Source organism: Bradyrhizobium dasycarpum (assembly GCF_042019905.1).
GTDB lineage: Bacteria > Pseudomonadota > Alphaproteobacteria > Rhizobiales > Xanthobacteraceae > Bradyrhizobium > Bradyrhizobium japonicum_B.
This window is the reverse complement of sequence record NZ_CP169574.1, coordinates 399,627-419,243: the sequence shown is the minus strand read 5'-3', so window position 1 is coordinate 419,243 and position 19,617 is coordinate 399,627. Positions and strand designations below refer to the sequence as shown.

At 64.6% G+C, this 19,617-nt stretch carries 19 protein-coding genes and 1 pseudogene; 12 read left to right on the top strand and 8 right to left on the bottom strand.

The annotated features are described in order from the left end of the window. Positions 1-40 precede the first annotated feature (40 nt). Positions 41-778: a molybdopterin-binding protein gene (locus ACETMP_RS02030; protein WP_257175330.1), complete on the bottom strand. Its 738-nt coding sequence runs from the start codon at positions 776-778 to the stop codon at positions 41-43. 279 nt (positions 779-1,057) lie between these two features. On the opposite strand from ACETMP_RS02030, the pseudogene ACETMP_RS02025 reads away from it, so the two are divergent. The 6 genes and pseudogenes from ACETMP_RS02025 (at position 1,058) to ACETMP_RS02000 (ending at position 6,580) form a co-directional block, all read left to right on the top strand. After that, positions 1,058-2,475 (top strand): annotated as a pseudogene (locus tag ACETMP_RS02025) (circularly permuted type 2 ATP-grasp protein). Between the two features lie 4 nt (positions 2,476-2,479). Beyond that, complete coding sequence (locus ACETMP_RS02020; RefSeq protein ID WP_375159712.1) at positions 2,480-3,424, top strand: alpha-E domain-containing protein; 945 nt, start codon at positions 2,480-2,482, stop codon at positions 3,422-3,424. Between the two features lie 114 nt (positions 3,425-3,538). Continuing rightward, a complete protein-coding gene (locus tag ACETMP_RS02015) occupies positions 3,539-4,375 on the top strand; it encodes a transglutaminase domain-containing protein (RefSeq protein ID WP_375161818.1) in 837 nt (278 codons plus the stop codon). A 63-nt stretch (positions 4,376-4,438) separates the two neighbouring features. Continuing rightward, positions 4,439-4,846 (top strand): carboxymuconolactone decarboxylase family protein, encoded by a 408-nt coding sequence (locus tag ACETMP_RS02010; RefSeq protein WP_028137281.1) that lies wholly within the window; start codon positions 4,439-4,441, stop codon positions 4,844-4,846. A 192-nt stretch (positions 4,847-5,038) separates the two neighbouring features. After that, positions 5,039-5,797, top strand: a complete 759-nt coding sequence (locus ACETMP_RS02005; protein ID WP_126257829.1) for a proteasome-type protease — start codon at positions 5,039-5,041, stop codon at positions 5,795-5,797. Between the two features lie 24 nt (positions 5,798-5,821). After that, positions 5,822-6,580 (top strand): SDR family oxidoreductase, encoded by a 759-nt coding sequence (locus tag ACETMP_RS02000; protein ID WP_283086070.1) that lies wholly within the window; start codon positions 5,822-5,824, stop codon positions 6,578-6,580. Here the strand turns inward: ACETMP_RS02000 and ACETMP_RS01995 are convergent. Then, the gene (locus ACETMP_RS01995; protein ID WP_375159711.1) at positions 6,577-7,860 is read right to left on the bottom strand and encodes a hypothetical protein; all 1,284 of its coding nucleotides are present in this window, start codon (positions 7,858-7,860) and stop codon (positions 6,577-6,579) included. The two genes, ACETMP_RS02000 and ACETMP_RS01995, sit on opposite strands and share 4 nt — an antisense overlap. Positions 7,861-8,204: 344 nt before the next feature. On the opposite strand from ACETMP_RS01995, the gene ACETMP_RS01990 reads away from it, so the two are divergent. Beyond that, the gene (locus ACETMP_RS01990) at positions 8,205-9,455 is read left to right on the top strand and encodes a NupC/NupG family nucleoside CNT transporter (RefSeq protein ID WP_375159710.1); all 1,251 of its coding nucleotides are present in this window, start codon (positions 8,205-8,207) and stop codon (positions 9,453-9,455) included. 15 nt (positions 9,456-9,470) lie between these two features. Here the strand turns inward: ACETMP_RS01990 and ACETMP_RS01985 are convergent, their stop codons facing one another. Beyond that, on the bottom strand, positions 9,471-9,983 hold the full coding sequence (locus ACETMP_RS01985) for a cupin domain-containing protein (RefSeq protein ID WP_375159709.1): 513 nt from the start codon (positions 9,981-9,983) through the stop codon (positions 9,471-9,473). A 152-nt stretch (positions 9,984-10,135) separates the two neighbouring features. After that, a complete protein-coding gene (locus ACETMP_RS01980; protein ID WP_049820194.1) occupies positions 10,136-10,423 on the bottom strand; it encodes an usg protein in 288 nt (95 codons plus the stop codon). A 378-nt stretch (positions 10,424-10,801) separates the two neighbouring features. Between ACETMP_RS01980 and ACETMP_RS01975 the strand changes: the two genes are divergently transcribed. Together ACETMP_RS01975 and groL are read left to right on the top strand one after the other, a co-directional pair. Beyond that, on the top strand, positions 10,802-11,116 hold the full coding sequence (locus ACETMP_RS01975; RefSeq protein WP_025037205.1) for a co-chaperone GroES: 315 nt from the start codon (positions 10,802-10,804) through the stop codon (positions 11,114-11,116). Positions 11,117-11,161: 45 nt separating this feature from the next. Beyond that, positions 11,162-12,802, top strand: coding sequence for a chaperonin GroEL (gene groL / locus ACETMP_RS01970; RefSeq protein ID WP_375159708.1), 1,641 nt, complete (start codon positions 11,162-11,164; stop codon positions 12,800-12,802). A 323-nt stretch (positions 12,803-13,125) separates the two neighbouring features. On the opposite strand, the gene ACETMP_RS01965 is transcribed toward groL, so the two are convergent. The 3 genes from ACETMP_RS01965 to ACETMP_RS01955 all read right to left on the bottom strand — a co-directional run bounded on the left by ACETMP_RS01965 (position 13,126) and on the right by ACETMP_RS01955 (position 15,181). Then, on the bottom strand, positions 13,126-13,413 hold the full coding sequence (locus ACETMP_RS01965) for a GIY-YIG nuclease family protein (protein WP_375159707.1): 288 nt from the start codon (positions 13,411-13,413) through the stop codon (positions 13,126-13,128). A 53-nt stretch (positions 13,414-13,466) separates the two neighbouring features. After that, on the bottom strand, positions 13,467-14,213 hold the full coding sequence (lepB, locus tag ACETMP_RS01960) for a signal peptidase I (protein WP_375159706.1): 747 nt from the start codon (positions 14,211-14,213) through the stop codon (positions 13,467-13,469). A 128-nt stretch (positions 14,214-14,341) separates the two neighbouring features. Beyond that, a complete protein-coding gene (locus tag ACETMP_RS01955; RefSeq protein ID WP_375161817.1) occupies positions 14,342-15,181 on the bottom strand; it encodes a LysR family transcriptional regulator in 840 nt (279 codons plus the stop codon). Positions 15,182-15,312: 131 nt separating this feature from the next. Here ACETMP_RS01955 and ACETMP_RS01950 point away from each other — a divergent pair, with 131 nt between their 5' ends. From ACETMP_RS01950 to ACETMP_RS01940, 3 genes are all read left to right on the top strand, one after another. After that, positions 15,313-15,906 (top strand): cysteine hydrolase family protein, encoded by a 594-nt coding sequence (locus tag ACETMP_RS01950; protein WP_028137290.1) that lies wholly within the window; start codon positions 15,313-15,315, stop codon positions 15,904-15,906. Positions 15,907-15,917: 11 nt separating this feature from the next. Then, entirely contained in the window at positions 15,918-16,556 is a 639-nt protein-coding gene (locus ACETMP_RS01945) for a glutathione binding-like protein (RefSeq protein WP_375159705.1), read from the top strand. Between the two features lie 108 nt (positions 16,557-16,664). Further along, positions 16,665-18,017: a caspase domain-containing protein gene (locus tag ACETMP_RS01940; protein ID WP_375159704.1), complete on the top strand. Its 1,353-nt coding sequence runs from the start codon at positions 16,665-16,667 to the stop codon at positions 18,015-18,017. Positions 18,018-18,048: 31 nt separating this feature from the next. On the opposite strand, the gene ACETMP_RS01935 is transcribed toward ACETMP_RS01940, so the two are convergent. Beyond that, entirely contained in the window at positions 18,049-19,140 is a 1,092-nt protein-coding gene (locus ACETMP_RS01935; protein WP_375159703.1) for a DUF2778 domain-containing protein, read from the bottom strand. Between the last annotated feature and the right edge of the window lie 477 nt (positions 19,141-19,617).

The window sequence follows — 19,617 nt, the reverse complement described above, 5'->3', positions numbered from 1 at the left end:
GTCGTCTCCTGCGTCGTAAACCGTCCAGCAAGCCGGGGCTTTAACGGCTGACGTTCAATCCTGCCAGCATCTCCTTCACCGCAGCCATCGCTGCCGCCAGCTTCTCCGGATCGCGCGAGCGCACCACCAGGTTGGTGTTCGGCTTCGAGTCCTCGTCCATGAAGGGATAGCTGCCGATGATGGTGTCGGGATGGGCGGCGGCGATCGCCCGCAGCGGGCCGCCGATGTCGCCCTCGCGCGCGTTGGCCCGCACCGTGTCGGAGAGCATGCGCACGCCCGATTTCAACTTGGGCGCGACGATGTCCATCATCGCCTGCATGATCGAAGGCACGCCCGCCATGACGATGACATTGCCGATCTTGAATCCGGGGGCCAGGATGGTCGCGCTCTGGATCAGCTCGGCACCGTCGGGGATGCGGGCCATGCGCAGGCGGGCCTCGTTGAGGTCCTGCTCGCTCCAGCGCTCGCGAAAACGGGCGACGACCTCCGGGTGGTGGTCGATGCCGACGCCGAACGCCTTGGCGACGGCATCGGCAGTGATGTCGTCATGGGTCGGCCCGATGCCCCCGGTGGTGAAGACATAGGTGTAGCGATGCCGCAGTGCATCCAGGGCCGCAATGATGTCGGCCTCGTCGTCGGAGACGACCCGGACTTCCTTCAGGTCGATGCCGATATTGGTCAGGTATTCGGCGATGAAGCCGATATTCTTGTCCTTGGTTCGGCCGGACAGGATCTCGTCGCCAATGACCAGAATGCCCGCCGTGACGATCTCGCTCATAACTCAAGTCCCTCACCTGTAGCACCGACTTTGCCGGGGTAACGCGTTGAAGTCACGCGGTTTTGCTGCCGAAATAAGCAGTCCTCCGCCATTTTTTCGGGCAGGCCGCCGGCCACCCCCGGCAAATGCTGCCAAGCCATGCTTATCGCGCTGGCCCGGCCCTTGCTACCACATGAAAGTCATGCACTCTTGCCGCATGGCCACAGGACGTTGCGGTCTTCAACAAGGCCTTGCGGCCTGTCCAATGGCGCAACGCCTTGCGGAGACAAGTCGGGATCTATGGCAGTCGCGTTTGATGAAATGAACATTCCCGGCGGGGATCTTCGCCCCGCCTATCAGGAGCTGGCGCGCTGGCTCAAGGAGACGCCCCCGAGGCGCTCGAATATCGCCGCCAGGAGGCCGAGCTCCTGTTCCGCCGGATCGGCATCACCTTCGCGGTCTACGGCGAGGCCGAGTCCACCGAACGCCTGATCCCCTTCGACGTCATCCCGCGAATCATGTCCGGCAAGGAATGGACCCTGTTGGAGAAGGGCCTGAAGCAGCGCGTGCGCGCGCTCAACATGTTCCTGCGCGACATCTATCACAGCCGCGACATCCTCCGCGCCGAGATCGTGCCTGACGATCTGATCTTCCAGAATCCGGTGTTCCGGCCCGAGATGAACGGCCAGCATGTGCCGCACGACGTCTACGTGCACATCGCCGGCATCGACATCGTCCGGGTCGATGCCGAGGACTTCATCGTGCTGGAAGACAACGCCCGCACGCCCTCGGGTGTGTCCTACATGCTGGAAAACCGCGAGATCATGATGCGGCTGTTTCCGGATCTGTTCGCCCGCCACAGAGTGGCGCCGGTCGAGCGCTATCCGGACGAGCTGCTCTCTGCCTTGCGCTCGGTCGCGCCGCTAAGTGCATCCAGCGAGCCGACGGTGGCCCTGCTCACCCCCGGCGTCTACAACTCGGCCTATTACGAGCACTCGTTCCTGGCCGACAAGCTCGGCATCGAGCTGGTCGAGGGCCGCGATCTCATCGTCAAGAACAACGAAGTGTTCATGCGGACGACAGAAGGGCTGAAGCGGGTCGATGTGATCTACCGCCGCGTCGACGACGACTTCCTCGATCCCCTCACCTTCCGTCCCGATTCCGTGCTCGGCGTGCCCGGGCTGATGTCGGCCTATGCGGCCGGCAACATCACCCTCGCCAATGCCGTCGGCACCGGGATCGCCGACGACAAGGCGATCTACTCCTACATGCCGGACATCGTGAAATTCTATCTCGGCGAGGAGCCGATCCTGAAGAACGTACCGACCTGGCGCTGCCGTGAGCCGAAGGATCTCGCCTACGTGCTGGACAATCTGAGCGAGCTCGTCGTCAAGGAAGTCCATGGCTCCGGCGGTTACGGCATGCTGATCGGCCCCGCTGCGACGAAAGCGACGATCGAAGCGTTCCGCGACAAGCTCAAGCGCGAGCCGGAGGGTTTCATCGCGCAGCCGACGCTGGCGCTTTCGACCTGCCCGACCTGCACCGCATCCGGCCTCGCACCGCGCCATGTCGATCTTCGGCCCTTCGTGCTCACGGGCAGCAAGAGCACGACCATCGTGCCGGGCGGCCTGACACGTGTCGCGCTGAAGGAAGGTTCCCTGGTGGTGAATTCGAGCCAGGGCGGCGGCACCAAAGACACCTGGATCCTGGACGAGTAGACAGATGCTGTCGCGTACCGCCGAAAACCTCTATTGGCTCGCCCGCTACGTCGAACGGGCCGAATATCTCGCGCGCACCATCGACGCAACGCTGCGCGTCACCGCGCTTCCCGCCGCCTATATCGGCAAGACCAACGAATGGGACTCGGCGCTGCTCACCGCCGGCGTCGCCGCCAGCTTCTACCAGACCTATGAGGAAGCCAACGAGCACAACGTCGTCGAATACCTCTCGTTCTCCGCGGACAATCCGTCCTCGATCAGGAACTGCATCGAGGCGGCGCGGCTGAACTCGCGTTCGGTGCGCACGGCGCTGACCAGCGAGATGTGGGACACCATCAACTCGGCCTGGATCGAGCTTCAGGCGGTGTGGAGCAAGGGCGCCTCGACGCGGGAGGACCTCGCGAAGTTCCTGCGCTTCGTGCAGGAGACCTCGCTGCGCTTCGACGGATCTGCCTACCGGACCATGCTGCGCAACGACGCCTATTGGTTCTCGCGGATGGGCGTGCACCTGGAGCGCGCCGACAACACCGCGCGCATTCTCGACGTGAAGTATCACGTGCTGCTGCCCGAGGAGGAGCATGTCGGCGGCCCGCTCGACTTCTACCAGTGGAGCTCGATCCTGCGCTCGGTGTCGGCGCTGACCGCCTATCACTGGGTCTATCGCGAGACGCTGAAACCCTGGCTGATCGCGGACCTGCTCATCCTCAACGACACGCTGCCGCGCTCGCTGGCCAGCTGCTACGGCAATCTCGTGCGCAACCTCGACCAGATCGGCGTCGCCTATGGCCGCCAGGGCGCGGCCCAGCGCCACGCCCGCGGCATCCGCAACCGGCTGGAGCACAGCAACATGAACGACATTTTCCAGCACGGCGTGCATGAATTCATTCAGGAATTCATCACGGATAATTCCAGGCTGGGCGAAATCATCACGAAGCAGTATTTGATCTGACCCACGCTGTCGTTCCGGGATGGTCCGAAGGACCAGACCTGGAACCTCGAGATCCGGGCTCGGTCCTGCGGACCGCCCCGGAATGACGGAATCAAACCACCATGCGCCTGCGAGATCCTGCACACCACGACCTATCGCTACGAGCCGCCGGCCACGAGCGTGATCCAGATCCTGCGCATGACCCCCGGCAGCCATGACGGGCAATATGTGGCGGAATGGCAGATCGACGTCTCCACCGACACCAAGCTCGACACGCATGAGGATGCGTTCGGCAACGTCACCCATGTGCTGTCCTGCGGGCCGGTCGGCGACATCCAGATCACCGCCGAAGGGCTGATCGAGACCCACGACACCGGCGGCGTGCTGCGCGGCACCGACGAACGCTTTCCGGCGGGCATGTTCCTGCGCTCGACCGATCTCACCTCCGTCAATCCGGCGATGACGGCGGTGGCGCGTCAGTTGCGCAGCGAGGCCGAGAGCGACACGCTCGGCTTCCTGCATACGCTGATGACTGAGATTGCCGACCACATGACGTTCGACGAGGACCCGACCCATAGCGGCACCTCGGCGGCGGAGGCATTCACGCTCAAGCGCGGGGTGTGCCAGGACTACGCGCACATCTTCATTGCCTGCGCCCGCGCCGGCGGCGTGCCGGCGCGCTTCGTCTCCGGTCACTTCCTGCGCGCGGACGGTCTGTTGCATCAGGACGCCGGGCACGCCTGGGCGGAAGCCTTCGTGCCCGACCTCGGCTGGGTCGGCTTCGATCCCGCCAACAGCATCTGCGCCACCGACGCCCATGTCCGCGTCGCGATCGGGCTCGACTATCTCGGCGCGGCCCCGGTGCGCGGCACCCGCTACGGCGGCGGCAAGGAGACGCTGACGGTGGCCGTGAAGGTCGAGCAGGCCGGCCGCGGTGGGCCGTCGCAATCGCAATCCCAGCGGCAGAGCTAACCGCAGCCGTCGGATCGCATCAGCCATGCTACACTCGCGGGATCAGCCCTCCGCGAGGTACCCATGGCCACTGTAAAACTGCTTTCGGACGATGAGCTCTCCCCTGAAGCGCGCGCCGTCTTCGACGATATCCGCAAGGTGCGAAAGTCGGACTTCGTCAACAATTTCTGGCGCGCGCTGGCGCATGATCCGAAGACGTTGCGGCGGACCTGGGAGAGCATCAAGGAGGTGATGGCGCCCGGTGCGCTCGATCCCAAGGTCAAGGAAATGCTTTACGTGGCGGTTTCGATCGCACATGGCTGCAGCTATTGCATTCATTCGCACACCGCCGCTGCGCGCGCCAAGGGCATGAGCGAGGCCGAATATGCCGAGATGCTCGCCATCGTCGGCATGGCCGCGGAGACCAACCGCCTGGTGACGGCGCTCGGCGTGCCGGTGGATGAGGCGTTTCTTGTTGATGCCGGCGAATAGGCTGCCGTCTCACGCCGTCATTCCGGGGCGCGCGCAGCGCGAGCCCGGAATCCATCGGGCCGCATAATTCGTCGATGCATGGATTTCGGGCTCGCGACTTCGTCGCGCCCCGGAATGACGGCCGGAATCGGGGGTTTCATGCCTCCTTGAAATTGGCTAGTAATTCCGCGCAAACGCGTTCGGGGATTGGAAATGACCTATTGCTGCGGAATTCTGGTTCGGGACGGTCTGGTGATGATCGCCGACACCCGCACCAATGCCGGCCTCGACAACGTCTCGACGTTCCGCAAGCTCCACATCTTCTCCAAGCCCGGCGAGCGCATCATGGCGATCGCCAGCGCGGGCAACCTCGCCATCAGCCAGTCGGTGCTGTCCACGCTGACCGAAGGCCTGGAGGACCCCAACACGGGCGAGCTCGAGACGCTGATGAACGCGCCGACCATGTTCCAGGCCGCCCAGCGCATCGGCCGGGCGATCCGGGCGGTGCACGCCACCGAAGGCCCTGCCTTGAAGTCCGAGGACGTGTCCTTCGACGTCTCCTTCCTGTTCGGCGGCCAGATCAAGGGCTCGCGGATGCGCCTTTTCATGGTCTACACCGCCGGCAATTTCATCGAGTGCACCACCGACACGCCCTATTTGCAGATCGGCGAGCACAAATACGGCAAGCCGGTACTCGACCGCGCCATGCACTACGACGTCGAGCTCTACGAGGCGCTGAAGACCGGCCTGATCTCGATGGACTCGACGATGCGCTCCAATCTCGGCGTCGGCCTTCCCATCGACGTGCTGGTGGTGCGCTCGGACGCCTGCGAGGCCGACCTCAACCACCGCATCGAGGCGGGCGAGCCCTATTTCCACGACCTGCGCTCGCGCTGGTCGGCGGCGCTGCGCGCAGCGCATCAGAACATTCCGCGGCCGCCCTACAAGAACGAAAAAGAGCCGAAAACCTGACAACATGAGCAAAGGCAGGAAACGATGAGCGAAGCAAAAAAGATCGCATTGGTGACGGGCGCCGGCACCGGAGTCGGGCGCGCGGCCTCCCTGGCGCTGATGAATACCGGCTTCACCGTCGTGCTCGCGGGGCGCCGGCTTGACATGCTCGAGGAGACCGCAAAGCTCGGCCCGGCAGGAAAGAGCCTGTGCGTCACCGCCGACATGACCAAGCCGGATTCCATCGCCGCGCTGTTCGACAAGGTGAAGGCGACCTATGGCCGCCTCGACGTGCTGTTCAACAATGCCGGCATGGGCGCGCCGGCCGTGAACTTCGAGGACCTCAGCCTCGAGCAGTGGCAGGCGGTGGTGAACACCAACCTCACCGGGCCGTTCCTGTGCACCCAGCACGCCTTCCGCATCATGAAGGACCAAAACCCGCGCGGCGGCCGCATCATCAACAACGGCTCGATCTCGGCGCATGCGCCGCGGCCGTTCTCGGCCGCCTATACCTCGACCAAGCACGCCATCACCGGCCTGACCAAGGCCAGCAATCTCGACGGCCGCATGTACGACATCGCGGTCGGCCAGGTCGACATCGGCAATGCCGCGACCCCGATGACCGATCGCATGGTCAACGGTCCCGGCGTGCTGCAGCCGGACGGCACCACCAAGCACGAGCCGCGCATGGACGCCAAGGCGGTCGGCGACGCCGTGGCCTACATGGCCGGCCTGCCGCTCGATGCCAACGTGCTGACCATGACGGTGATGGCCACCAAGATGCCGTTCGTCGGACGGGGCTAGCCGCTCACGCGCTGCAGGCGTTCGCGTAGAAACCGACGCAACGCCTGCTCCGCCGCTTCCGTCGGGACCGCGGCATCAAATCCAATGAGCTTGACGTCCACCAGAGGATACTCGTCGCTGCGAAACGCGAGGGCGGCTATCGCGCCGAGCGGAACTCGAACGACGGCGTCCTCGCCGCGCCGTGTGGCTTGCATTTCGCCGAGCTCCTTTCGGGAATCGAACCAGAAGAACCTGGTCATCTCCCGCAGCGTGATGTCGCGCCGCGCGATGTGAACCTGCGGATTGCGGCTGCTCGAGCTTAACCCGTATTCGTCAGGCAACGGGACCACGACAAACGACGTCGCGCCGTCGGGCATTGCAGGACCCATGAAGACTCCGACCTCGTGATAAGGAACGTCGACGCGATATCCGGCAACGGCGATATCGGGCGTGGGCAGGATGTGCAGTGCACGCAGAGCGGGGCGTACCTGGTTGTTCATGAGCTTGAGGCCTGTGTGGCCGAATATGCCGGGGCTGTAGAACCACGCGACGGCACAGGCCGCTGCCAACGCCCCAATCTTCAAACTATGGCGAGGGTTACGTTCTTGGCGACGCACGCGATGGGCAAGCCATAGCTGCACGGTGAGCGCCGCAATCGCACTGAGGCAAGCACCGGCGACGGGCAGCCAGCGCGGCACGGCACTGGCGGGATGACCGAGCGGCAGCTGATACGCGAAGCGAATGGCAAGATAGCCACCGAACGCGATCGTTAGCCAGACATATGCGCCGACCAGATTTGCCTGGAATTCGCGACGTGTATCCGCAGCCCGCCACGGAAGCCCAAGCAAGTAGCGGCTGGCAAGGGTGAGCAGCAGCGCCAGGATGAGGCCACAGCCGATCAGTACGATCGTGTTTATCGCGAACAACAGCCGTGCGCCGTTAAACTCCACACCGATCGACATCGCTGCTCTGATCGCAACTCCGGCGATGACGCGGGGCACTTCCCCCACGGCAACCACCAGCCAGTCGATCGCTAGCGACGAGGCCGCAAAGCTCGCCACCGCCAGGACAATCAGATCGTACCAGGGAAGGATCGACCGGCGCGCAAGATCGGAGAAGATAAAGCCCGCCAGCGCTCCTCCCGCACCGAGCTTCATGGTCAGGAGGAAGTATCCGTCGGGAAGGTTTGCAATGCGCAGATAAATGATAGAGCCGTACGCGGCATATATCGCACATGCGAGCGGCACGGCCACCCACAGCCACATCGGCACTTCGAACTGGCGCGGTCCGATCCGGATCATGCCGGGATGATAGCAAAGCGCGCTTAATCCGCGGTCAATGACAGCGGAAAAAGCCCGTGGCGGCGTTAGCAATCCGGAAACGGTGTCGCCGCCGGTCGTCCCCTACTCCAGGCGCTCCACCTTTCGCAGCGTCGGAAATAACTTCATCCAGAGCAGCGCGATCGCGATCTGTTGGCTGCTCTGGCGTCGTCCCCTGGGTCACCCTAATCGGTTTGGGCCCTGATCTCGCCGCCCCGCGTGGCTGAGGCGGACCTGCTTGTCAACAGCAGGACGCCCTCTGCCGCTTGCCGGCATTGCCTTTGCAGCGCCTGCCCGGCCATAATCATTGAGGGTTTGGGAACATCATGCTGCGGCTGCAATCGGCACTGGGCATTTTCGCATTGCTGCTGATCGCCTGGGCGCTCAGTGAAAATCGTCGCGCGGTCTCGCTGCGCCAGGCGGCGATCGGCCTCGCCGCGACCTTCGTCACCGCGGTCGTGCTGCTGAAGCTGCCGGTCGTCGCGCATGCGTTCGGCGCCATCAATGACGCGGTCGGCGCGATCTCCGCGGCCTCGCGCGCCGGATCCGCCTTCGTGTTCGGCTATATCGGCGGCGGCTCGGTACCCTTCGATGTCAAGGTGCCGGGTGCAGATTTCATCCTGGCCTTCCAGGCACTGCCGATCGTGCTGGTCATGAGCGTGCTGACGACGCTGCTGTTCTACTGGCGCGTGCTGCCGCCGATTGTGCGCGGCATGGCCTGGCTGCTGGAGCGGACGCTCGGCGTCGGCGGCGCGGTGGGCCTGTCGACCGCCGCCAACGTCTTTCTCGGCATGGTCGAGGCCCCGCTGTTCGTGCGACCCTACCTCAAGCAGATGACGCGCAGCGAATTGTTCCTGGTGATGACCGGCGGCATGGCGGGCATCGCCGGCACGGTGCTGGTGCTCTATGCGACGCTGCTGGCGCCCCTCATTCCCGACGCAGCCGCGCATTTCGTCATCGCCTCGGTCCTGGGCGCACCCGCCGCGATCCTCGTCAGCCTGATCATGGTGCCCGAAACCTCGGACAAGCGCACCGGCGGCACGCTTGAAGATCCCGAGATGAAAATGTCCGGCACGATGGACGCGATCGTGAAAGGCACCACCGCCGGCCTCGAGCTGCTGCTCAACATCGTCGCCATGCTGCTGGTGCTGGTGGCGCTGGTCTATCTCGTCAACGCCATGCTCGGCCTGCTGCCTCACATCGGCGGTACCGCGATCTCGCTGCAGCGTCTGCTCGGCCTCGTCATGGCGCCGGTGTGCTGGCTGATGGGATTGCCGTGGGATCAGGCGGTCACCGCCGGCAGCCTGATGGGCACCAAGACCGTGCTCAACGAATTGATCGCCTATGTGGACTTCTCGAAGCTGCCGCCCGGCGCGCTCGATCCGCGCTCGCGCCTGATCATGCTCTACGCGATGTGCGGCTTCGCCAATTTCGCCAGCCTCGGCATCATGGTCGGCGGCCTGGGGGTGATGGCGCCGGAGCGGCGCGAGGAGATCAACGCGCTCGGGCTGAAGTCGATCGTGTCGGGGACGCTGACCACATGCTTGATGGGCGCGGTGGTCGGCGTGGTGGCGTAGAGCTCTCTGCCGTCATCAAGCCTTCAACTCCACCGTCTTGAATTCCGCCGGCAGGATCACCTCCAGCAGCTCGACGTCGTCGGAGTAATCCAGGATCATGTGCTTGATCTTCGGCGGCTGGGTCCAGGCGCTGCCTTCCTTCATCAGCGTCTCGCCCTGCCCGTCCATGTAGGTCTTCACCCAGCCCTTGAGCACGTAGACCATCTGGAATTCGACGTCGTGGAAGTGCAGCTTGGAGACCTCGGCGGGATTGCAGGGGCCCTGCAGGCGGATCACATGCGCCTGCGCGAGACCGTGGGTCGCCTCGGCAATGCCGAGGTCGCGGTATTTTGCGTAGGCGCGCAGGCCGTCGGCCTTGAAGTCTTCCTCGCGGTGATGACTGATGGCGATGCGTTGCCGGGGGCGCGCGGGCTTTTTCGGCGCCAGAACCGCCGGCTGCTTGACCGGCACGCGCACAGCGGCCTTGGCGCTGCTTCGCTTCCGGGCAACGGCTTGCACCGCACCGCGCGATTTGGTCTTCGTGGCCATTGGGTGCCTCCCCTGTTGTTATTCTGGGAGGATAGCACGGAAACGGGTCTCGTGGCGTGCGCAAAGCGAGGCGTACCCACCGTTGAGGGATCGCGAGAGGTCGCGGGCACGGCGCAGGTGCGCCTTGCCCGCCTTAGGGCACCGTCTCCGTTTCAATGCAGCCGGAACACGCCGTCCACGGCGCGCAGCTCGGCCGGCTTGATCAACTTGGAATGCGCCACGGTGACCGAATGGAGGGGGCCGTCGAGCTTCTCCTGCCAGAACGCCAGGAAATCCTTCAGCGCTGGGAATTTCGGAAACATGTCGTAGTTCTGCCAGACGTAGGTCTGAAGCAGCGAGGGATGATCCGGCATCCGATAGAGGATCTGTGCCGTCGTCAGCCCGTAACCCAGCATCTGTTTCCGGAAATCCTCGGAAACGGCCCCATTCCGCAGTCCCATGCCAAACCTCCTTTGCAGGAGCGCATTGAGGGGCGGCTTGGTCGGTGTGCGCCTTACGAGCCACCCGGTACTGATGCGCTCACATGAGAGAAATGTGACGCAAACTGACAATTCATCTCAAGCCCAAAAGTTTAACAAGCTGTTGAAATTCAACGCGTTAGCAGCAGAGAAGACTCCGTGCTAATACGGGCGCGAGGCTCGGTTAACGATGGCGCGAGAAGCTGGCAATCGGCGCTTCCGAGTGCTGATTTTTTTGCTACAAACCCTTGCCCCCGCAAAATTCCTGTCCTATTTCAGCTCCGCGTGTGCTAGCACTCGCGGGCACCGACTGCTAACAATCTCAAAACCTCAACCCGAGCAAATGCTTAGGAGGACTGCATGAAATTCCGTCCGCTTCACGACCGCGTCGTGGTCAAGCGCATCGACGCAGAAGAGAAGACCGCTGGCGGCATCATCATTCCCGACACTGCCAAGGAAAAGCCCTCCCAGGGCGAAGTCGTCGCCGTTGGTCCCGGTGGCCGCGACGAAGCCGGCAAGCTGATCCCGATCGACCTGAAGGTCGGCGACCGCGTGCTGTTCGGCAAGTGGTCCGGCACCGAGGTCAAGATCGACGGCCAGGACCTGCTGATCATGAAGGAGAGCGACGTGATGGGCGTTCTCGAAGTCAGCGAGTCCAAGAAGAAGGCGGCTTAAGAGCCCCTCTCCTCCCTCCAGTCAAACATCCAAGGAAAAATCCAGATGGCAGCCAAAGAAGTCAAATTCTCGGTCGATGCGCGCGACAAGATGCTGCGCGGCGTCGACATCCTCGCCAACGCGGTGAAGGTCACGCTCGGCCCGAAGGGTCGCAACGTCGTGCTCGACAAGTCGTTCGGCGCTCCCCGCATCACCAAGGACGGCGTCACCGTCGCCAAGGAGATCGAGCTCGAGGACAAGTTCGAGAACATGGGCGCCCAGATGGTGCGCGAAGTCGCCTCCAAGTCCGCTGATGCGGCCGGCGACGGCACCACCACCGCCACCGTGCTGGCCCAGGCCATCGTGCGCGAAGGCGCCAAGTCGGTCGCCGCCGGCATGAACCCGATGGACCTCAAGCGCGGCATCGACCTCGCGGTCGAGGCCGTCGTTGCGGACCTCCAGAAGAACTCCAAGAAGGTCACCTCGAACGACGAGATCGCCCAGGTCGGCACCATCTCGGCCAACGGCGACCAGGAGATCGGCAAGTTCCTCTCCGACGCCATGAAGAAGGTCGGCAACGAGGGTGTCATCACCGTCGAGGAAGCCAAGTCGCTCGAGACCGAGCTCGACGTCGTCGAGGGCATGCAGTTCGACCGCGGCTACATCTCGCCCTACTTCGTCACCAACGCCGACAAGATGCGCGTTGAGATGGACGACGCCTACATCCTCATCAACGAGAAGAAGCTCTCCTCGCTGAACGAGCTGCTGCCGCTGCTCGAGGCCGTGGTGCAGACCGGCAAGCCGCTGGTCATCGTCGCCGAGGACGTCGAAGGCGAGGCGCTCGCGACCCTGGTCGTGAACCGCCTGCGCGGCGGCCTCAAGGTCGCGGCCGTCAAGGCTCCGGGCTTCGGCGATCGCCGCAAGGCCATGCTGCAGGACATCGCGATCCTGACCGGCGGCCAGGCGATCTCGGAAGATCTCGGCATCAAGCTCGAGAACGTCACGCTCAACATGCTCGGTCGCGCCAAGAAGGTGATGATCGACAAGGAGAACACCACGATCGTCAACGGCGCCGGCAAGAAGGCCGACATCGAGGCGCGCGTGGCCCAGATCAAGGCGCAGATCGAGGAGACCACCTCGGACTACGACCGCGAGAAGCTCCAGGAGCGTCTGGCCAAGCTCGCCGGCGGCGTCGCGGTGATCCGCGTCGGCGGCGCGACCGAGGTCGAGGTCAAGGAGCGCAAGGATCGCGTTGATGACGCGATGCATGCGACCCGCGCGGCTGTGGAAGAAGGCATCGTCCCGGGCGGCGGCGTCGCCCTGCTCCGTGCCTCCGAGCAGCTCAAGGGCCTTCGCACCAAGAACGACGACCAGAAGACCGGCGTCGAGATCGTGCGCAAGGCGCTCTCCTCGCCGGCCCGCCAGATCGCAATCAACGCCGGTGAAGACGGCTCCGTCATCGTCGGCAAGATCCTGGAGAACAAGGCCTACGCTTACGGCTTCGACTCCCAGACCGGCGAATATGGCGACCTCGTCAAGAAGGGCATCATCGACCCGACCAAGGTGGTCCGTACCGCGATCCAGAACGCAGCCTCGGTTGCAGCCCTGCTGATCACCACGGAAGCCATGGTCGCCGAGCTGCCCAAGAAGGGCGGCGCCGGTCCGGCGATGCCTCCGGGCGGCGGCATGGGCGGCATGGACTTCTGATCCAGCCGTTCAGGCAAGCGACGAAATGCGAAACCCCGGCAGCGATGCCGGGGTTTTTGTTTTGAGGAACGTCATTCCGGGGCGCGCCCTCCTGGGCGCGAGCCCGGAATCCATAGCCACGTACCTTAGTTGTTGTCCCGGGATGAAGATCAGCTCGGTTGGGATTTCAGTCTCGTTGACCTAGTCTTCTAATCCGGCCGTCACGTCTTGCACTTGCGGGCGACAAGCATAGCGGGCCCCTCCATCCGCCTGTGGTTATGGATTCCGGGCTCGATGCTACGCATCGCCCCGGAATGACACGAGGAAGGAGCGCGGCACGAACCTCAGTTGGCGATCCCCGGATAGAGATCATCCCAATTGGGGTTCTGTTCCTCGATCAGGCGCGTCTTCCAATCCCGTCGCCATTTCTTGAGTTCTTTCTCGCGGGCAATTGCCGTTGCAGGGTCGTCATAGATTTCGAACAGAACGAGCTTGTTCACGCCGTACTTCGTGGTGAAGCCAGGAACGGCCTTTGTCTTGTGCTCGTACACGCGGCGCACGAGGTCGTTGGTCACGCCGATATAGAGCGTGCCGTGCTTCTTACTCGCGAGGATGTAGACGTAATAGGCCATTCCATCGGCCTGTGGTTATGGATTCCGGACTCGCGCCCAAGAGCGAGCAAGCCTCACTCCACCTTGCCCAACCGCTCGAAGCGCGGCTCGCCGTCCTCGTCGAGGGACCAGAAGACCCGCGTCACCTTGCCGATCAGGTTGTCCATCGGCACGAAACCGAATGTCGACATGCGGCTGTCGGTGGAATTGTCGCGGTTGTCGCCGAGCACGAAGAGGTGGCCCGGCGGCACCGTGAAGACGGCGGTATTGTCCAGGAAACCGCCGTCGTCGCAATCGACGGTGACATAGAACGCGCCGTTCGGCAGCGTCTCGCGCCAGCGCTTGACCTTCGCCTCGCCGTCGCCGCCGCAGGTTGGGCCGGCGGGCTCCGCCTCCAGCGCGACCCGCGTCACCGGACGGTCGTTGAGGACGAGCCGGCCCTGCCGCATCTGGATGCGGTCGCCGGGCAGCCCGACCACGCGCTTGACGTAGTCGACCGAATTGTCCTTCGCCGTCCGGAACACGACGATGTCGCCGTATTCCGGGTCGGCGGCAAGGACGCGGCCCGAGATCCAGGACGGCGCGAACGGGAAGGAATAGCGGCCGAAGCCGTAGGCGTATTTCGCGGCGAAGACGTAGTCGCCGACCAGCAGCGTCGGCGCCATCGAACCCGAGGGGATGCTGAACGGCTGGTACAGGACGAAGCGAAACAGGAGCAGCGGCGACCACAGCACCGGGACCAGCAGGATCAGGATGAGAATCGCCTTCCATTCCCGCGACTGGGCTCGCGAGGGCCGGATGGTTTGCGAAAGACTGGTCATGCGCTTGCCCCGGTCAAGTCTCGTCACGAGATTACGCAACCTTGGCGCGCACGCAATCCCTGCTCCGTGATCTTGGTCGCGCATAGCGCGGACCGCGTTCAATGCGAAGGCCTTGAACGCCGCCGGCGTCAGAGCTGCGGGACGTCCTTGAAGCAATGCCTGACCCAGTCGATCGTCACGCGGGTGGCTGCGTCGCGCTTGAGATGGTTCTGCACGAGGAGCCAGACGTCGCGCCGTTTCGACAACAGCGTGGCACGCAGACCGCGGTCGGCGAGCAGCGCGGTGCAGCTGTGCTCGGGCAGCACGCCAACGGCCTGGTGCGACTGGATCATGGTCCGGATGATCCGGACATTGTCGGTGACGCAGCGGACGTTCGTCAGCCGCTTCGCGCGCAGGAACTGCGCCTCCGGAATGCTGTCCAGCTCGTCCGGATAGACGCAGGCGATCGGCTCGCCGCTGGAGCGGTCGGCGGGCTCGAAGAAGTACAGCCTGACGTCGCCGAGCTTGGAGATGGTGAAGTCGCCCTTCTCAGGCTTGCGCAGGCGGATGGCGAGGTCGGCCTGCCAGCGCGAGAACTTCACGTTGCCGCTGGAGGTGAGGAATTGCAGGGTCAGGCCAGGATGATCGCGCAGGAAGCTGCTGGCCCGCGGCGCCAACAGCTCTTCGGCGACCGCGTTGGTCGAGGCGATGCGCAGGCGCCCGACCGGGCCCACCTGGCTCTCCTTGATGCGGTCGATCGCGGCGGCGTGGGCGGCCATCGCCCCGACATGTTCGAGCACCGCCTCGCAGTGGCGCGTCGGCCGCCGCAGCCCGTCCACCGCATCGAACAGCGGCACGCCGAGATCGCGCTGGATCCGCGCGAGCCGGCGGCCGACCGTGGTCTCGTCGATGCGCAGCCGCGCGCTGGCGCCGGCATAAGTGCCCTCGTCCCTCACCGCAGCAATGATGCGCAAATCGTCCCAGTTCATCGCGGCGAGCCTAGCAGGCGACGCCGCGCCCTGCAAATTCGCAGCCATAAGCTGCAATAGTCCTGCACAATGGCAGGCCGTCGTTGCGTTAATGTCGCGCCCATCCGCTATCCTCTTAAGGCCTGACCCGCATGACCGCTCCGAAGACCCTGCTCGAACTCGCCGGCGCCGATCTCGATCCGCCGAAGCTCCACGAGGCCTGCCTCGTGCTGATCGACATCCAGAACGAATATTGCGCCGGTCCGCTGGCCCTGCCCGATGCGCAACCCGCAATCGCCGCGGCGGCGCGCCTGCTGGCGCGGGCACGGGAGAGCGGCACCGCGATCTTCCATGTCGCGCACAAGGGCCGCGCCGGCGGCCTGTTCGACCGCGAAGCCGCGCGCGGCGCGATCGTCGAGCGCCTGACACCGCTCGCGAGCGAGCCCGTGATCGAGAAGGCGCTGCCGAACTCGTTCGCCGGCACCGACCTGCAAGCACGCCTTGCCGCAACCGGGCGCAAGAACATCGTGCTGGCCGGCTTCATGACCCACATGTGCGTCTCCTCGACCGCCCGCGCCGCGCTCGATCTCGGCCTGCGCACGACGATCGCCGCCGATGCCTGCGCCACCCGCGACCTGCCGGACGGCCGCGGCGGCACGCTGGATGCCCGGACCATTCACGAGGTCGCGCTGGCCGAGCTCGCCGACCGCTTCGCGATCATCGCGCAGAGCGATGCGCTGACCTGACGGAGCTGGCCATGCTGCAACTCTATTTCTTTCCGATGGCCTGCTCGCTCTCGAGCCGCATCGCGCTGATGGAGGCCGGCATCGAGGCGCAATATCACCTCGCCCATATCTGGACCAAGCGGATCGTGGACGACGGCAGCGATTTCCGCGACCTGTCGCCGAAGGGCGCGGTGCCGGTTCTGGTGCTGGAGAACGGCGAACGGCTGACCGAGAGCGCGGCCGTGCTGCAATACATCGCCGACCTGAAGCCCGAGGCCCGCCTTGCGCCTGACAACGGCGAGCCCGCTCGCTATCGCCTCCAGGAATGGCTGAGCTTCGTCGGCGCCGAGATCCACAAAGCGTTCCTGTTTCCGACCTTCTGGTACAAGGACGACGGCTCGCTCGCCAAGCCGCGCGCAAGGATCACGCAGACCTTGTCGGTGCCATCTGCGCATCTTGCGGAGCGCGAATTCCTCGTCGGCAACAGCTTCACGGTGGCGGATGCACACCTCACCTGGGCCTTGCTGCTGCTGCGTCCCGCGGGAATCGACATTGCGCAATGGCCGGCCCTGTCGGCCTACCTCGCGCGCATGCAGGCGCGCCCCGCCGTGCGGGAGGCGATCGCGACCGAGATGGCGCTGCGCAAGACCATGGCGGCCGGCGCCGCGTGACAGGATGTCACGGCCGGCCGATCGGATCGCCCCATCGCGAGGGCATTGATGCCGGCGCGGCATGCGCTAATCTGGGAGATATTTTTCAGTATTTTCCGGACGACTTTGATGCACGCTGCTTCAAGTCTTCACCTCCTCGGATTCTCTCTGGCTCTCCTCGCCTGCTGGCTTGGCCTTGGTGCCGCTTCTGCCGAGACGCGGGTCGCGCTCGTCATCGGCAACGGCGCGTATGCCTCGACGGCGCGGCTTCCCAATCCATCGCACGATGCCGAGGACGTCGCGGCTTCGCTGAGGCGCAGCGGCTTCGAGGTGATCCAAGGCATCGATTTGCGCCAGGCCGACATGCAGGACCTGACCATCCGCTTCGCGCGCGCAGCGAGCAGGGCCGACGTCGCCCTGTTCTACTACAGCGGCCATGCGATGCAGTACAACGGCGTGAACTATCTGATGCCCGTCGACGCCGCGCTGGCCGACGAGGCGGACCTCAAGCGTTTCGTCCGGGTCGACGAAATCGTGAACGATCTGCAGCAGGCCAAGAACCTGCGCATCCTGGTGCTCGATTCCTGCCGCGACAATCCACTGGCAGAAGCACTCAAACGCTCAGCCGGCACCACGCGAGCCGCCACGATCGGGCGCGGTCTGTCGAAGGTCGAGGCGCCACGCGGCACCATCGTGTCGTTCTCGACGCAATCCGGCCAGGTCGCCGCCGACGGCGTCGGCCGCAACAGCCCCTACACGACGGCGTTCCTGAAACACATCGAGCAGCCGCAGGAGATCGGCGACGTGTTTCGCGACATCAGCAGCGACGTCTACGACGCCAGCGGCAAGACCCAGCTGCCGGAGCTATCACTATCGATCATCGGCAAGTTCTATCTGAACGGCCCGGTCGCGGTCACAGTGGGCCCTGCGGCGCCGTCGGCCGCGCCGCGGCCCGACCCTTGCGCGGCTGCGGAGGCCCATTGGAAGGCTGCGGAGGGCATCGGCACCATCAGCATCTTCGAGGACCATCTGGCGCGATTTTCGAGTTGCAGCTTCGCCGGCCTCGCCAAGGCGCGGATCGACAGCCTGAAGCAGAAGGTGGCGGTCGCGCCGAGCGGCAATGCCAGAACCACCGGCAGCAATGATTTCGACGGCAACTGGGACGTGACCCTGAGCTGCCCGCCGACCGGCAAAGCGCAGGGTTACACCAGGGCCCTTGCCGCCACCGTCACCAACGGCGTGTTTCACGCCGAGGCTCAGGGCAAGGACGCCAACCGCCTGGAGATCGACGGCCAGATCCCGGCCGACGGCAAGACGACGTTGAGCGCGCGCGGAACGACCGGAGCAAGCGCGTACACGCTCAACAACCTCGCGCCGGGCTCGCCTTACGCCTTCACGATCGATGCGCAGTTCGATCGCACCCGCGGCAACGGCAAGCGCAACGAGGCGCGCGCCTGCAACCTTGTCTTCGTCAAACGCTGATCGTGGAGAAAGCGATGAGGCGCGCTGCGCCTCACTCCACCCGCGCCAGCACCGCGAGCTTGCGGATGCCCTTGTTGCGGTAGGCGTCGAGGAACGCGTAATAGTCCTTGAACGACACGCAGCCGTTGGAATCGCCGCCCGGCCCGAGCATGAAGGTGTGCGCGAGCAGGCCGTCGCGGCCGTAGATCGCGCTCTCGCCGCCGATCGGGGTCAGGCGCAACGCCGGCACGCCGTGGAACAGCGCCTCGCGCGGCTTCAGCGTGTAGATGTGGGGCGGAGTCACGCCGCGCATGCGCAGGCGACGCGAGCTCGGATCGTCGCGGTTGGCGCCAAGGCCGGAATGCGCCTCGAGCCTGGTGCCGTCGGGCAGATACACCGTCTTGGCCATGATGTCGTAGACCGCGGTGTCGCGCTCATAGGGCGGCGCGCCGCCGAGCATCGGATTCTGCTCCTTCGGCGCGATGGCAGCGGTGATGCTGGCATCGGCCGAGGCATAGGCGAGCAGCCCGCCGGACGGCTCACGCTTGCCCCAGAGCTTTTCCACCATCGACTGGCGCGGCCCGGTGATCGACATCACCGCAGCCTTGGCGCGGTCCGCGAACGATGTCTTCGCTTCAGGCGCCGGCACGATCTGGGCCGGATCGGCCGAGGCGAGCTGGATCTGGGCATCCGGAGCACGCTTGGCCTTGTCGGTTGTCTTGTCGGTGGCCTTATCAGTGGTCTTGGCCGGAGCCGCCGGCTTCAGCGCTTCGGCGACCTTCGCGATCACGCTCTGCTTCGGCGGGTCCTTGGCCACCGCGACCTGGGTGGACGGCACGGCGCTCGCTGCATTCGAGGGCACGCCTTGCGTCGCGGCCGCGGCGAAGCGCTCGTTGAACATCTCCCGCGAGATCGGGGCGGCGACCTGCAATCGGTCGGGCAGCAGCGCGAAGGCTTCCTTGATGGCATCGCCTGCCTCGCGCAGCACGACCTTGGGTGCCCGCTTGATCACCGGCTCGTCGTAGCCGATGCCGCCCATGGTCGGGTAGACGCTCGCGCCGAAGACGTTGCTGTAGATGGTCCAGCCGGCGCCCATCACGATGCAGCCGATCGCCGCGGCGCCAAGCCAATTAATCGTGGTCATTTGCCGGGAAGATTTCCGCGAACAGCTTTGCGAGAAATTTTTCGACTTCCGTGCCGCGTTACTCGGCGCAGCGATACTCGTACTCATTCGCCTTGCGTCCAGGACGGTGTCACTCAGTCCCCCTTCAAAGTGCCGCTGGTCACGATCCGGGAACAGCATCTCGCAGAGGGTCGGAGCGTCATTAAGGCGACTTTTAGTTAAATGCGGATTAAGTTCGGGCAGATGTGAGGCGGCTCGTCAACGCTGTCTCATTCTGGGAAAAAAGCCCGCAGAATTACGGACTTAGGCGCGTCTGTTAACCATCATTCTCGGCCGGATCGGCGCATTCTGCGAACTTCTCCGGTCGCCCCTTTAAGCACATCCAACCAAGTCCTTTTCGTGGTCTTCAATGCCCGGATGATGACGGGGAAGCATTGCGCGAGGCTGGCTTGCATGCGCGCCCCTCCGCCTCTCTGCTTGGCTCGCTTGGCGGCCGCG